At 63.8% G+C, this 13495-nt stretch carries 14 protein-coding genes; 12 read left to right on the top strand and 2 right to left on the bottom strand.

The features are described from left to right. Positions 1-2 precede the first annotated feature (2 nt). Positions 3-809: a TSUP family transporter gene (locus PGC08_RS12925; protein ID WP_009883002.1), complete on the top strand. Its 807-nt coding sequence runs from the start codon at positions 3-5 to the stop codon at positions 807-809. A gap of 49 nt (positions 810-858) precedes the next feature. On the opposite strand, the gene PGC08_RS12920 is transcribed toward PGC08_RS12925, so the two are convergent. After that, positions 859-1878 (bottom strand): aminoglycoside phosphotransferase family protein, encoded by a 1020-nt coding sequence (locus PGC08_RS12920; RefSeq protein ID WP_009883001.1) that lies wholly within the window; start codon positions 1876-1878, stop codon positions 859-861. Next, a complete protein-coding gene (locus PGC08_RS12915) occupies positions 1875-2852 on the bottom strand; it encodes a hypothetical protein (protein WP_271708569.1) in 978 nt (325 codons plus the stop codon). Before PGC08_RS12915 ends, PGC08_RS12920 begins: the two co-directional genes overlap by 4 nt. 132 nt (positions 2853-2984) lie before the next feature. On the opposite strand from PGC08_RS12915, the gene rimP reads away from it, so the two are divergent. The 11 genes from rimP to rpsO all read left to right on the top strand — a co-directional run bounded on the left by rimP (position 2985) and on the right by rpsO (position 13281). After that, the gene (gene rimP / locus PGC08_RS12910; protein ID WP_271708568.1) at positions 2985-3449 is read left to right on the top strand and encodes a ribosome maturation factor RimP; all 465 of its coding nucleotides are present in this window, start codon (positions 2985-2987) and stop codon (positions 3447-3449) included. A gap of 83 nt (positions 3450-3532) precedes the next feature. Then, positions 3533-4495 (top strand): transcription termination factor NusA, encoded by a 963-nt coding sequence (gene nusA, locus PGC08_RS12905; RefSeq protein ID WP_271708567.1) that lies wholly within the window; start codon positions 3533-3535, stop codon positions 4493-4495. Positions 4496-4566: 71 nt separating this feature from the next. Continuing rightward, on the top strand, positions 4567-4842 hold the full coding sequence (locus PGC08_RS12900; RefSeq protein WP_193078309.1) for a YlxR family protein: 276 nt from the start codon (positions 4567-4569) through the stop codon (positions 4840-4842). 132 nt (positions 4843-4974) lie between these two features. Beyond that, the gene (gene infB / locus PGC08_RS12895) at positions 4975-7986 is read left to right on the top strand and encodes a translation initiation factor IF-2 (protein WP_271708566.1); all 3012 of its coding nucleotides are present in this window, start codon (positions 4975-4977) and stop codon (positions 7984-7986) included. A 321-nt stretch (positions 7987-8307) separates the two neighbouring features. Then, positions 8308-8736 carry a 30S ribosome-binding factor RbfA gene (gene rbfA, locus PGC08_RS12890; RefSeq protein ID WP_009882995.1) on the top strand — a complete coding sequence of 143 codons (429 nt, stop codon included), beginning with the start codon at positions 8308-8310 and terminating at the stop codon, positions 8734-8736. A gap of 205 nt (positions 8737-8941) precedes the next feature. Then, positions 8942-9853, top strand: coding sequence for a hypothetical protein (locus tag PGC08_RS12885; RefSeq protein ID WP_009882994.1), 912 nt, complete (start codon positions 8942-8944; stop codon positions 9851-9853). A gap of 13 nt (positions 9854-9866) precedes the next feature. Next, positions 9867-10784: a tRNA pseudouridine(55) synthase TruB gene (gene truB, locus PGC08_RS12880; protein WP_009882993.1), complete on the top strand. Its 918-nt coding sequence runs from the start codon at positions 9867-9869 to the stop codon at positions 10782-10784. 120 nt (positions 10785-10904) lie between these two features. Next, positions 10905-11546 carry a hypothetical protein gene (locus PGC08_RS12875; RefSeq protein WP_009882992.1) on the top strand — a complete coding sequence of 214 codons (642 nt, stop codon included), beginning with the start codon at positions 10905-10907 and terminating at the stop codon, positions 11544-11546. Then, a complete protein-coding gene (locus tag PGC08_RS12870; protein WP_009882991.1) occupies positions 11536-11907 on the top strand; it encodes a hypothetical protein in 372 nt (123 codons plus the stop codon). The genes PGC08_RS12875 and PGC08_RS12870 overlap by 11 nt, the downstream gene beginning before the upstream one ends. Before the next feature lie 73 nt (positions 11908-11980). Next, positions 11981-12919: a bifunctional riboflavin kinase/FAD synthetase gene (locus PGC08_RS12865; RefSeq protein ID WP_271708565.1), complete on the top strand. Its 939-nt coding sequence runs from the start codon at positions 11981-11983 to the stop codon at positions 12917-12919. 92 nt (positions 12920-13011) lie between these two features. Beyond that, positions 13012-13281 (top strand): 30S ribosomal protein S15, encoded by a 270-nt coding sequence (gene rpsO / locus PGC08_RS12860; protein ID WP_009882989.1) that lies wholly within the window; start codon positions 13012-13014, stop codon positions 13279-13281. Positions 13282-13495: the final 214 nt, after the last annotated feature.

Here is a 13495-nt window from a genome sequence, read left to right as displayed (position 1 = left end):
TGATGGAGGCTCTCACCGCAGGCATCGATGTCACCCTCGGCATGCTTCTGTGGCTGTTGGCCGCGGGCGTGCTGGCCGGGTGGATCGACGCCGTCGTCGGCGGCGGTGGTCTGATCCAGCTCCCGGCTCTGCTCCTGGTTCCGGGCATGACGCCGGTCCAGGCCGTGGCCACGAACAAGGTGGGCTCGATTGCGGGCACGACCGCCTCGGCGGTGACCTATCTGCGCAAGATCACGCCCGACCGTTCGGCGACGATCCCTGCTGCGGCAACGGCGTTCCTCGGTGCCGTCTTCGGTGCCAAACTCGCGACCCTGGTTCCCGGTGAACTCTTCACCCCGATCATTCTGGCCGCGCTCATCGGGGTCGGACTCTTCACGGTCCTCAACCCCAGCCTCGGCGCCGATGCGAGCCTGCGATTCGGGGAATCCTCGAAACGTCACCATGGTCTGTCATGGCTGATCGGCCTCGTCGTCGGCATCTATGACGGAGTGCTCGGACCCGGCACCGGTTCCTTCCTCGTCATCGCGTTCGTCACGGTCATCGGATTCTCATTCCTCCAAGCCTCGGCCACGGCGAAGGTCATCAACTGGGCGACGAACTTCGGAGCCCTCGTCTTCTTCATCCCCGATGGGCAGGTCGTGTGGGCGCTGGGCCTCGTTGTGGCAGTGGGCAATGTCGCCGGTGGAATCTTCGGTGCCCGGACGGCCTTGAAGAAGGGGTCCGGTTTCGTTCGAGTCGTCTTCGTCGTCGTGGTCTCGGCGATGATCATCAAACTCGGCTACGACGTGATCTCCGGCCTCGTCCACTAGCCTCTGCCATCCCTGCTGCCCGTACTGCTAGCTGACGGCGGCGAGGCGTTCAGCCGATGGGTTTGAGCGCGTGGGCGTTGACGCCGGCGACATCGGCACCCGACAGGGCACGGGCGACCCACAGCGAGCGGGCGGCGTCGGCCAGGGCCGCGTTCGAACCGCTGCGGGCCGACTTCAAGTACCAGAACATGTTGGTGATCTCCCGGGCGACTGCGGCACCCATCCCGTACTGCGGGTCCATGCCCGCGCACAGGGCGAGGTCGGTGGCGAAGCCGCGCAGCCATGCGGCCTGGGCCTGGGGATGCTGGGACGGGATCTCGACGAGACGGTTCCACAGCACCGGTGCCAAGGTGTAGGCGGTCGGTCCCGACAGCGGCTGCGGGTCGATGGCCTTCCACGTGGAGATCCCGGCGGCATCGGGATTGCCGGCGAGGATGTTGTAGTAGTGCAGATCGGCGTGGATGAGCCAGTTCTCCTCAGACGCAGCCAGGGTGTGCATCCAATTGCGGGCGAACGAGAGCAGCAAAGAATCACCGGGACCAGCCTCGGACCAGCCACTGAGCAGCCCGGCGTCGGCGTCGAAGGTGTTCAGCCATCCCGCAGCCACATCCTGGACCCGCAGGAAATCCGAATCCGCTGGAATCTCCAGCGATCGCTGCAGAGCACCCCATACCGGAGGCACATCAGCCAAAGGCAGCACGGAGAGATTGTCCTTCGTGCGCAGCCGCTCCTGCAACGTCACCCGGAAGCTGTGATCGTCCCGGATCACCCGGACGGCACCGTGCCCGTTCCACATCTTCAGCGCCCGCAGGGCCTGTGCATGTGCGGCCGTATGCGCCGAGGTGGGGGCCGCGAACCGCAGCACACCCTGGTAGTGCTCCTGGGTGAGGACTGGGATCACGAGACTCTCGCAGCCGGCCCAGGGCGAGCCCGGGACATCGTCGAAGGTCAGCTGCCACCGGTCGGCGAGCTCACTGGCCATGAAGTCCAGGGCCGCGACCCAGGAGGTGGTGCGGAACTCGCCGATGATGTCTCGAGTGGCGTTGAACAGGACTGGTGGGACCTTCACTTCTGTGCCCCCGCCTCTCCGGAGTCCCCGGAATAGGTGTACCGAAGCACCTGTGGACTGGCGAACACCGTGCGCGTGCGGGCGGATTCCCAGAGGCGCAGAGCCGCTCGCGTGTCGGTCTGCAGCCACGGCAGGAGGGCTGCAGCGATTCCGTCCTCAAGCGCCAGCGCCAGCTCTTTGGCAGTCTCCGGGTCTGTGGGGGTGGGGTCGAGCTTCCATGACGGAGCGCCCGGATCCGCGTTGTTCTCACCGAGGCGCTCAAGCATTTCGCCGGCCAAGGAACCCAGCGACTCCAGGCGGGCCACGGCACGTTTACGTTCGGTCGACTTGGAATCGAAGTTCACGGCCAGTCGCTCATACCCGTAGGAGGCAGCTCTGGCTTGGCTGAGGATCGCATTCCACATCGGGGGAGCAGTGGAATCATCAGCCGTCGGTCCCTGCTCGTCGGGGGATTCGGTGGCCTCTGCCGTTCCCGGCTCTGCCGAGGAATCTGCGGGACTGGAACTGCGTGATTCTCGGACCAGGGCATCTGAGCTGCGGATGATTTCGGCGTCCTTCGTCCCGGCGGTCAGGGCAAGGCCGGTCGCCACGTCGACCAGGACGGGAATGAGGCCTGAGCCCAAGGTCGGCAGGTCGGTGAATACGGCAGTGGTGACCACCTCGGCGGCGGCGATGTAGGCGCGCGGCTCCTCGGTCGGTGGGGGCTCGGTGGCCATCTCCGAGGGAGGGGACCAGACGGGGCCGATGGCGTCCCGGAATTTCTGCAAGGCCTCACCGGCGGTCTCCGGGTCCTTGTCTCCCGGAGTTGTGGCGGCGAGGATTCTGGCGATGCGGTTGCGCAGCTGGTTCGTCTCATCGAGGGTCGGCACGTCCGGGGAAGCATCGAGTCTCACACCGCATCCCGACAGCAGGCTCAGACTCGCCCCGCTCACACCGTAGAGGAGAAGAGCACGGCGGCTGACGGGAAAACGCATAGGCCAATCCTAGCGGATGCTTAACCCAACCCGGGGGAGTCGCTTAGGGTGGGGCTAAGGCAATCAGCAGGGCAGAATCGACGTCACCGCGCGGGGCACACCTTCGTCAGCGGGACGAGGACTGGAGGACACATGGACGAGGACGTGGCGCAGATAGAGAAACTTCTGCGAGAGCCGCTGCAGACCTCTGGGTTCTACCTGGAATCGGTGAAGGCAGTGGCAGCGGGCCAGCGACGGGCACTGACGGTCGTCGTCGACCTCGACGAGTCCAGCACGGAACCGATGTCGATGGACAAGATCGCCGAATCGAGCCGTCTCGTCGGTGACACCCTCGACGAGGTCGAGGTCTTCCGTGACAAGCCCTATCAGCTTGAGGTCACCAGCCCGGGTGCGACGCGGAAGCTGGAGGCGCCTCGACACTTCAAGCGCGTGCTCGGCCGTCGACTCGAAATCAGCACGAAGAAGGACACCTTCAAGCTCGATCTCGACGATGTGGGCGATCACTCAATCTCGGGCATCGATCCCGCCAGTCGTGAGAAGCGCACGGTCAAGCTCGGCGACATCGTCAAGGCGCAGGTCGAACTCAAATTTCGGTGAGCGTAATCTGAGATAGAATGTCACGCCTGCATAAATGAAGACCGACAATTCAATGCTCGAGGGAGCCGGAGAGGATATAGGCCATGGATATCGACCTCAGTGTTCTGCGCATTATCGAGCGAGAGCGGGAGATTCCGCTCGATACTCTGATCGAACTCATCGAACAAGCGCTCTTCCTTGCCTATCAGAAGACCGAGGGCGCGTGGCCAGATTCCCGCGCCGAACTGGATAAGAGCACGGGCGAGGTTCGCATCCTCGCCGTCGAGTTCGACAACGATGACAATCCGATCGGCGAGTTCGACGATACTCCCACCGGCTTCGGGCGCATCGCTGCGCAGACGGCACGCCAGGTCATCCACCAGCGCCTGCGCGACGTCGAAGACGAATCGGTGCTCGGAAACTTCAAGGGCCGCGAGGGTGAGATCGTCTCCGGCACCATTCAGCAGGGCAGGGATCCGCAGATGGTTCAGGTCGACCTCGGTGATGTCGAGGCAGTCCTGCCACCGCATGAGCAGGTTCCCGGTGAGTCCTACCGGCACGGAACTCGCCTGCGTGTCTACATCGCCGACGTGCACAAGGGACCGAAGGGAACATCGGTCACCGTCTCGCGCACTCACCCGAACCTCGTACGTCGGCTGTTCGCGCACGAAGCGCCCGAGATCGCCGACGGCACCGTCGAGATCGTCTCCCTGGCACGTGAGGCCGGCCACCGAACCAAACTGGCCGTGCGCGCCACGAAGCCCGGAGTCAACGCGAAGGGTTCATGCATCGGCGAACTCGGATCCCGCGTGCGGGCCGTGATGAACGAACTGGGCCAGGAGAAGATCGACATCGTCGACTACAGCGACGATCCGGCCAAATTCATCGGCCACGCGCTCTCACCGGCCAAGGCAAGCAAGGTCGACATCCTCGATGCGGACCTGCAGGAATCTCGTGCCATCGTGCCCCGGGACCAGCTCTCGCTGGCTATCGGCAAAGAGGGGCAGAACGCCCGTCTGGCTGCCAAGCTCACCGGCTGGAAGATCGACATAATCCCAGGCGAATAGGCATCGGGCGTGACCTGAACCACTCGGGGCGTGGCACGGGTGGGGACGGAAGTGCTGTAGAATTATGTACTGTGATTGTAGGCGCGGCACCTCGAAGAACGTGCATCGCCTGCAGGCAAAAGGCCGACCGGGACGAACTCACACGATTCGTGATTCGACCTGATCAGCATCCGGCCATCGTCCATGACGTGTCAGCGATACTGCCGGGACGAGGAGCCTGGGTGCACCCGGACGCCACATGCCTGAAGAAGGCATTGACGGCCGCATCCTTCGCTCGAGCCTTTCGAACGAAGGTCACCGCCTCGGACCTGCCGAGGATGGATAACGAACCCAAGAAGAGCGGGTAGCCCGAATGGATGACAAGTTGTGAGTGTCGTGCGATGACACCGCTATCGGAATTCGAGAGAGCAGTGAAATGAGAACTGCTCTTCATTGATGAGGTTCTTTCCTGACCGGGAAAGAACCCGGACAGGAGAACTGTGGCAAAGCCCCGTGTCCATGAGCTCGCGAAAGAGCTCGGCACTACAAGTAAAATCGTCCTCGAGAAACTCCAGGACCTGGGCGAATTCGTTCGCTCCGCTTCCTCGACCCTCGAAGCACCCGTCGTGCGGAAGGTGAAGGAGGCATTCGCCGATTCCGCTCCGGCAAAGTCCAGCGGAGACAAGGCCTCCAGCGCCCCCGCCGAGACGAAGTCGGCAGCCAAGCCGGGTGCAAAGCCCGCAGCGAAGCCCGGTGCTCCCAAGCCCGGTGCGAAGACTGCTGCCAAGCCAGGTGCTAAGCCCGGCGCCAAGGCAGCCTCGACATCAAGCGAAGCAGCCGAAACCTCACCTGCAGCGGCAAAGCCCGCGGCCAAGTCGACCGGCGCGAAGCCGGGAGCGAAGCCTGCGGCAGCACCTGCTGCTGAGTCGAAGCCGGCTGCAGAGACCAAGGCTGATGACACCGCGGCAGCTGCTCCGGCAGCAGCCGAAGCGTCCGAGCAGGCCAAGCCTGCACCGCGTGCGAACGCACCGAAGCCAGGCGCTGCTCCGAAGCCGGGTGCCGCTCCCAAACCAGGCTCGGCTCCCAAGCCGGGCTCTGCCCCGAAGCCAGGCGGCCGTTCGCCGGCTCGTCCCGGCAACAACCCCTTCGCTCCAGCCCAGGGCATGCCCAAACCGGCAGGCCGCGGCGGACCGAAGTCCGGCAATCGCCCCGGCGGCCAAGGTGGCCAGGGCGGTCAAGGCGGTCCAGGAGCACGTCCGGGCAACAACCCGTTCGCCAACTCGCAGGGAATGCCGAAGCCAGGTCAGAAGCCACCTCGCGCATCCGGTGAGGAAGGCGCAGCAGGCCCACGTCCGGCACCACGCCCGGGCGCACCTCGCCCCAACCCATCGATGATGAAGAACTCGGCTCTCAACAAGCCGGCCCCAGGTCGCGGACGCGGCGGAGGACGCGGCAACGCGCCCGCCGGCGGTGGCGCACCCGGTGCACCAGGTGCAGCCCCGGGCGGCGCACCTGCAGGTCGTCGCGGACCCGGCGGCGGTCCAGGTGGTCGTGGTTCAGGTCGCGGTCGCGGCAGCACACAGGGTGCATTCGGCCGTGGCGGCGGTCCCCGTCAGAAGGGGCGCAAGTCGAAGCGGGCCAAGCGCGCCGAGTTCGAACAGATGCAGACACCGTCCGTCGGTGGCGTCTCTGTTCCACGCGGCGACGGCACGACTCCGCTGCGCCTGCGCCGCGGATCCTCGTTGGCCGACTTCGCTGAGAAGATCAACACCGATCCGACAAACCTCGTCACGGTGCTCTTCCACCTCGGCGAGATGGCGACCATCACCCAGTCTCTCGACGAGGGCACCTTCGAGGTTCTCGGCGAGGAGCTCGGCTACAAGATCGAGATCGTCTCACCCGAGGACGAAGACCGTGAGCTGCTCGAGACCTTCGACATCGACCTTGACGCGGAAGCCGCGGACGAGGACGACGAGGATCTCGCAGCACGTCCACCGGTCGTCACCGTCATGGGTCACGTCGACCACGGTAAGACCAAGCTTCTCGACGCCATTCGCTCAGCGAACGTTGCTGCCCGCGAAGCCGGCGGAATCACCCAGCACATCGGTGCCTACCAGGCCGAGGTCGAGCACGAAGGCGCCGATCGCAAGATCACCTTCCTCGATACTCCGGGTCACGAGGCGTTCACCGCCATGCGTGCCCGTGGTGCGAAGTCGACGGACCTCGCGATCCTCGTGGTCGCAGCCGACGACGGTGTGATGCCGCAGACCGTGGAAGCGCTCAACCACGCTCAGGCAGCGAACATTCCGATCGTGGTCGCGGTCAACAAGATCGATAAGGAGGGTGCCAACCCTTCGAAGGTCATGCAGCAGCTGACCGAGTACAACCTGGTGGCCGAGGAGTACGGCGGCGAGACCATGTTCGTGCCGATCTCTGCGCTCAAGCGCGAAGGCATCGACCAGCTGCTCGAATCCGTGCTGCTGACCACCGACGCCGCACTGGACCTGAGGGCCAACCCGGACAAGTCGGCTCGCGGCATCGCGATCGAAGCCAAGCTCGACAAGGGGCGCGGCGCGGTTGCAACCGTGCTCGTCGATTCCGGCACCCTGCGTCAGGGCGATGCCATCGTGTGTGGCACTGCCTACGGCCGTGTCCGTGCGATGTTCGATGAGAACGGCAACCTCGTCGAGGAGGCGGGTCCATCCCGTCCCGTGCAGGTGCTGGGTCTGTCGTCCGTGCCGCGTGCCGGTGATACGTTCATCTCCACAGAGGATGACCGCACAGCACGTCAGATCGCTGAGAAGCGTGACGCCATCGAGCGCAACGCGGCTCAGGCTCGCGGTCGCAAGCGCATCAGCCTCGAGGACTTCACCAAGGCACTCGCCGAGGGCAAGGTCGACATGCTCAACCTCATCCTCAAGGGCGACGTCTCGGGTGCTGTCGAAGCGCTGGAGGATTCGCTGCTCAAGATCGATGTGGGCGACGACGTCGACCTGCGCATCATCCACCGCGGTGTGGGTGCGATCACGGAGAACGACATCAACCTGGCCACGGTCGACAACGCGATCGTCCTGGGCTTCAACGTCCGTCCGGAAGCGAAGGCACGCGACCTGGCCGAGCGCGAAGGTGTCGATGTCCGTTACTACTCGGTCATCTACCAGGCGATCGACGACATCGAGAGCTCGCTCAAGGGCATGCTCAAGCCGGAATACGAAGAGGTCCAGACAGGCACCGCGGAGATCCGCGAAGTCTTCCGCTCCTCCAAGTTCGGCAACATTGCCGGCTCCATCGTTCGCGATGGTCACATCACCAGGAACGCGACCGCTCGCGTCACCCGTGATGGAGTGGTCATCGGGGACAAGGTCAAGATCGAGTCCCTGCGCCGCTTCAAGGACGATGCCACCGAGGTCCGCGAAGGATACGAGTGCGGTATCGGCCTGGGCAGCTTCAACGATCTGCGTGTCGGTGACATCATCGAGACCGTCGAGATGCGTGAGAAGCCGCGCGACTGATCAGCACATCGCAGTCCACACCGGGTTCTGAACGGGTTGTGTGCGAGCGGGTGGCAAGAGTCCACTCGCCCGCACACCGCCCGGGCAGGACCCGGTCTGCGATTGTCGGGGCGGTTCGCAGACCCGCACCACCACAGTCGACGTCATCGCAGTCGACAGCATCACAGTTCCCGGCGATGAGGTTCCCGGCAATGAGAGAATGTGCCGGGGGAGTTCGTTCGTCGGCGCCGATAGACAGCCACACCCAGTGACACAGCACCACTCATAAGCTCAGATACAGCACCACCCCCAGACACAGTTCAGATGAAGAAGGAAGACACCATGGCAGATGCAACTCGGGCGCGTAAGATCGCCGACCAGATCAAGGTCATCGTCGCCAGCACGATCGAACGCAGACTCAAGGATCCCCGTCTCGGTTTCGTCACGGTCACCGATGTGCGTGTAACCGGAGATCTGCAGCACGCCTCGATCTTCTACACTGTCTTCGGCGACGGGCAGGACCTCGAAGCCACAGGCAAAGCACTGGAGTCCGCGAAGGGCTTCATCCGGTCAGAGGTCGGCAAGGGCCTGACGATCCGACTGACTCCCAGCCTCGAATTCATTGCCGACGCCGTGCCGGAGGCCGCCGCTCACCTGGACGGTCTCCTCGCCAAGGCCGCAGCCGATGACGCTCGGGTGGCCGGACTGGCCAAGGACGCGAAGCCCGCGGGAGACGAAGACCCCTACAAGAAGACCGACGAAGAAGGCTGACTGGTCACAGCGCCATAACGGACCACCGATGCGACAGTGCTCCGGCTGTGTCCTCTCAGGTGAGCGCGGCGGGCCTCGTGCGTCCAACCGCGATCTCTGTCACTCTCGCGGAAAAACTTCACGTAACAGTTTTGTAATCTTTCACTTCTGGTTTAGACTTTTTCTGGTAACGAAATGATTACGACTCTGTTAAGGGACTTCTGAATTGGGTAAGCACTCTTCGCCAAAGCCTGGCTTCGCTAAGCAGCTGGTCCGGGATCTGACTCCCGCCGGCAAGGCAGGCAAGGCCAGCAAGCGCTCTGCCGGTCGGCACTCCTCGGACGCACCGTCGACCGCCACCTCTGTTCTGTCAACTGTCAGGCAGCGTCCCGTCGTTGCCGCGATCGCGGTTCCGGCTGCTGCCACCGCTGCTGTCGTCGGCTCCACCGTCGTCATGAGCCCGCCCGAGGCCGGCAATGTCACGACAGAGGCCGCTGACACCTCTGCGCAGCAGGCGAAGTCGAGTCCCTCGGCCGTCAGTCAGGACGAGATCGACGCCCAGCGCGAGAAGGCCGGCGAAGAATACCTCAAGGACGTCAAGGACGATCCCAAGTACAAGAACAAGACCTCGAAGACAACACTCGACGTCAAGACTCCCAAGCCCAAGCCGTCCCCGACGACGGAGAAGGCGCAGGCGGAGTCCGGCGGTGCGAAGTCATCCGAGGATAAGTCCACCGATTCGGATGAGAAGTCGTCTGAGGGTGGAGACACTCCAGAGGGCATCTCGAACGAACCGTGCTCGGTCTCGTCCTCGATCGAATCCGGACTGCAGCCCAACACCGTCAACGGCTACCGCGCCGTGTGTGCGAAGTTCCCCGAAGTCAAGACCTACGGTGGCGTTCGGCCGGGCTCCGGCACCTCGGACCACTACACAGGCGGAGCCGTCGACATCATGATCGACGGGTCCACGGCCGACCGTATCGCCGAGTACCTGATCCAGAACTCCGGAGCACTCGACGTCAAGTACGTCATCTGGAAGCAGCGGATCTGGCAGCCAGGCAGCGGGTGGAGCAGCATGGAAGACCGCGGTTCACCCACGGACAACCACATGGACCACGTGCACGCCTCGTTCAACTGATCGAACCTGAGACGTGAGCGATACTTCCCCACAGGGTGTCATTGTCTGTGACAAGCCCCAAGGCCTGACTTCCCACGGCGTCGTCTCTCGGATTCGGCGCTGGTACGGCACCCGCAAGGTCGGGCATGCCGGAACCCTCGACCCCATGGCCACGGGCGTGCTCGTTCTCGGGCTGGGCCGCGGGACCAAACTCCTGGGCTACATCACCGGTGTGTCCAAGACCTATCTGGCCACGATCCGTCTCGGCTCGGCCACGCCGACCGATGACGCGGACTCGGAGCCAGACCTCTTCGCCGAGCCTGCGGCACTGTCGGCGGTCACCGATGATGGGATCGCACACGGCGTCTCAGCCTTGCGAGGCTCCATCGACCAGGTTCCCAGCGCGGTCTCCGCGATCAAGGTCAACGGCCAACGCTCCTACGCCCGCGTCCGTGCCGGTGAAGACGTTGTGCTCAAGGCGCGCCGAGTCGAGATCTCAGACTTCACCATCCTCGCCACCCGGTACTCCGTTGCGCAGGGCCACATCGATGTCGACGTCGAAGTCGACTGCTCGTCGGGGACCTATGTTCGTGCACTGGCGCGAGACCTCGGCGGCAGCCTCGGCGTCTATGGTCATCTCACCGCTCTGCGGCGCACTCGAGTGGGCGCCTTCAGCCTCGACGAAGCGGTCATGATCCCCGATGATCTCGACATCGAAGCACCCGCGCTGACCTCTCTCGCCGAGGTGGCCCGGACCCTGCTTCCGACCGTGCACGTCGATTCCGTGGAGGCCAAGGCCCTGATGCAGGGCAAGACGATCGGCACCGATCGGAGCCCGGATCAGGGCAATGATGTGGCCGTGATCGTCGGCGAGGAGCTCGTCTCTATCGCCGAGGTGCGAGCCGGGGGAGTGCTGAAATCTCAGACGGCCTTCGCCATCGACCTCGCCTGAGAGCGCAACGACATCACGGGCAACACAACGTCACTACGGGCAACACAACGTAATCGCTTGTATTCGTTCGATACAACTGGAACGGTTGTCTATCGTGGTGGACTTTGGTGTACTTGAGTCATGTACGTCATGACCATCGACCAGCGAAAATCTCGTGAGCGCACCGATGAGGTGCCCGGGCTGCTCGACATTCTGGCCCGCGTTGAGACCCAGCGGGGCTTCGAGCGCACGATCGGCGATGAGGTGCAGGGAGTTCTCGACTCACCCGAACAGGTGACTCTGGCCGTCCGTCTGCTGGCCGCACGAACCGGGTGGCATATCGGAATCGGCATCGGCCCGGTCGACACCCCATTGCCGGCGTCCACCGCCGAGGGCAGGGGGGAGGCCTTCTATGCGGCCAGGCGCGCGGTCGAGGCCGCAAAAGGAGCACCCGCTCATCTTGTCGTCGACCCGGAGACAGCGCACTCGAGCCTGGCTGAGAGCGCTCTGCGCCTGGTGGTCTGGACGTTCGAGAACATCCGGTCCCAGTCTCGGCGCTACATCGACCGCAGGCTAGACCATCCCGAATCCACTCAGCACGACATCGCTGAACACTTCGACGTCTCCCAACAGGCTGTGTCCAGGGTGCTCTCCCCGGGCGGTGTGGAACTCATAAAGGGTGCCTGCGCACTCTCGACCTTCCACCTGGCCCATGTAGGAGACCTGGCCCATGTAGACCAGACCGGGGACAGCGACTCACAGGCAGGTGACCATGTGGATTGACGTACTCATCGCTGTTGTGGCTGCGATCGTGTCCGCAGCGGTTGGCTATCTGCTCGTTCCGCTGTTCCTGCGGATGACCCACGACGGGCCCGGCTCGAAGCCGAAGCGTACCGGCAGCGAGGACATCGAAGTCCTGCGCGGCGGAATGTGGATCGGCATCGTCGAGCGCGCACTCATCGCCGGAGCCATCGTGCTGGGCAGGCCCGAACTCATGGCCGTCGTCGTCGCAGTCAAAGGGCTCGGGCGCTTCGCGGAGATCAAATCCTCGGCGGCCGCTGGCGAGCGATTCATCATCGGAACGTTCCTCTCCACCGCGATCGCATCCCTGGTCGGCGTGATCGGCTGGGCCGTCATCTCCTGAGGCGTGCGTGGGTTAGCACGTGAGAACATCTCTGCGATAACCTGAGTCGGTGCACGGAAGGAGCAAACGTCGAGTGGAGCTTTATCACGGACTGAATGAGGTCGGGACCGACGATGTCGGCACCGTCGTGACCCTGGGCAACTTCGATGGGGTCCACCGCGGTCACCAGACCGTTCTCCAAGCCGTAGCGGCACTGGCCAGGGAGCGATCTCTGCGCTCCGTGGCCATGACCTTCGACCCGCACCCGCGCACGGTCCACCGCCCTGATGAGCCGACGCTGATGATCACGAGCACCGAGCAGAAGGCCGACTTCATCGCGGACACCGGCATCGATGCGCTGTTCGTCCAGCACTACGACCTCGACTTCGCGGCCCAGAGCGCCGAGGAGTTCGTGCGCACCTACTTCGTTGAGGCACTGGCCTGCGAGATCGTCGTCGTCGGCGATGATGTGCGCTTCGGCAAGGACAACGAAGGCACCATCGAAACCCTGCGCCACCTCGGCGAGAAATATGGATTCCGGACGGAGACGATCGAAGAGGTCGGACGCGGGGGACGGTACTCCTCCTCGCGTATCCGTGAGCAGATCGTTGCCGGAGATGTCGCCGAGGCTGCCGATCAGCTGGGTCGCTACCACCGGGTCGAGGGAACCGTCGTCCACGGCGATGCTCGAGGCCGCGATCTCGGATTCCCCACGGCGAACCTGTCTGAGGATGCCGAGGGCCTCATTCCCGCCGATGGTGTCTATGCCGGGTGGGCGACCTTCTCGGATGAGGCACAGCCGTACCCCGCGGCCATCTCCATCGGGACCAACCCCACCTTCGAAGGCAGTGTTCGTCGGGTCGAGGCGCATGTCCTCGACAAGGAATTCGGCGAATTCGACGTCTACAGCAGGCATATGTCTCTCGAGTTCGTCTCACGCATACGTGGACAGGTGACGTTCACCGGCATGGACGAGCTTGTCGTGAAGATGCACGAGGACATTGCCGATGTGCGCGAGGTGCTCCACACCTGATAAACTGAACCTTGCCGTTTTCACCGGCCGCGGTTCGATAGTGCTGAGACTGACAGGTTTCGGCGCCGCGCAACGATCAAAAGGAGAAGTCCATGGCTCTCAGTACTGCTGAAAAGCAAGAAGTCATCAAGGAATATGCAACTCACGAGGGCGACACCGGTTCTCCCGAGGTTCAGGTTGCGCTGCTGACCCGCCGGATCACCGAGCTCACCGAACACTTCAAGGATCACAAGCACGACCACCACTCGCGTCGTGGCCTGCTGCTCCTCGTCGGCCAGCGCCGCCGGATGCTCAAGTACTTGCAGCGCGTCGAGATCGAGCGCTACCGCTCGCTCATCAAGCGCCTGGGCCTGCGTCGCTGAGACCAGCCCCATGACAATGAGCGCGACTCGGACGAACTGACACAGGCTCGACCGAGACACCTCAGACGAAACGAAGCGTCCTGCATCATGCAGGGCGCTTCTTCGTCTTCCCCGGCAGCTCGACTGCCCGTAGCATGCCCGGAGACTGCCCATGGCATGCCCGGGTGGAATGCGAGGCAATGGCTCACAGGGGCAACTGCGGTAGACTTCAACG

This window comes from Brevibacterium sp. BDJS002, assembly GCF_028201555.1.
In the GTDB taxonomy this organism is placed as follows: Bacteria; Actinomycetota; Actinomycetes; order Actinomycetales; family Brevibacteriaceae; genus Brevibacterium; species Brevibacterium aurantiacum.
The sequence above is the reverse complement of the archived record's forward strand: the minus strand, read 5'-3'. Positions and strand labels throughout refer to the sequence as shown.

Excerpts from the sequence above, each read along its gene's own strand:
- PGC08_RS12925 (WP_009883002.1), top strand. The coding sequence starts at position 3 with ATGGAGGCTCTCACCGCAGGCATCGATGTCACCCTCGGCATGCTTCTG.
- PGC08_RS12875 (WP_009882992.1), top strand. The coding sequence starts at position 10,905 with ATGTACGTCATGACCATCGACCAGCGAAAATCTCGTGAGCGCACCGAT.
- PGC08_RS12870 (WP_009882991.1), top strand. The coding sequence starts at position 11,536 with ATGTGGATTGACGTACTCATCGCTGTTGTGGCTGCGATCGTGTCCGCA.
- rbfA (WP_009882995.1), top strand. The coding sequence starts at position 8,308 with ATGGCAGATGCAACTCGGGCGCGTAAGATCGCCGACCAGATCAAGGTC.
- nusA (WP_271708567.1), top strand. The coding sequence starts at position 3,533 with ATGGATATCGACCTCAGTGTTCTGCGCATTATCGAGCGAGAGCGGGAG.
- rimP (WP_271708568.1), top strand. The coding sequence starts at position 2,985 with ATGGACGAGGACGTGGCGCAGATAGAGAAACTTCTGCGAGAGCCGCTG.
- PGC08_RS12915 (WP_271708569.1), bottom strand. The coding sequence starts at position 2,852 with ATGCGTTTTCCCGTCAGCCGCCGTGCTCTTCTCCTCTACGGTGTGAGC.
- rpsO (WP_009882989.1), top strand. The coding sequence starts at position 13,012 with ATGGCTCTCAGTACTGCTGAAAAGCAAGAAGTCATCAAGGAATATGCA.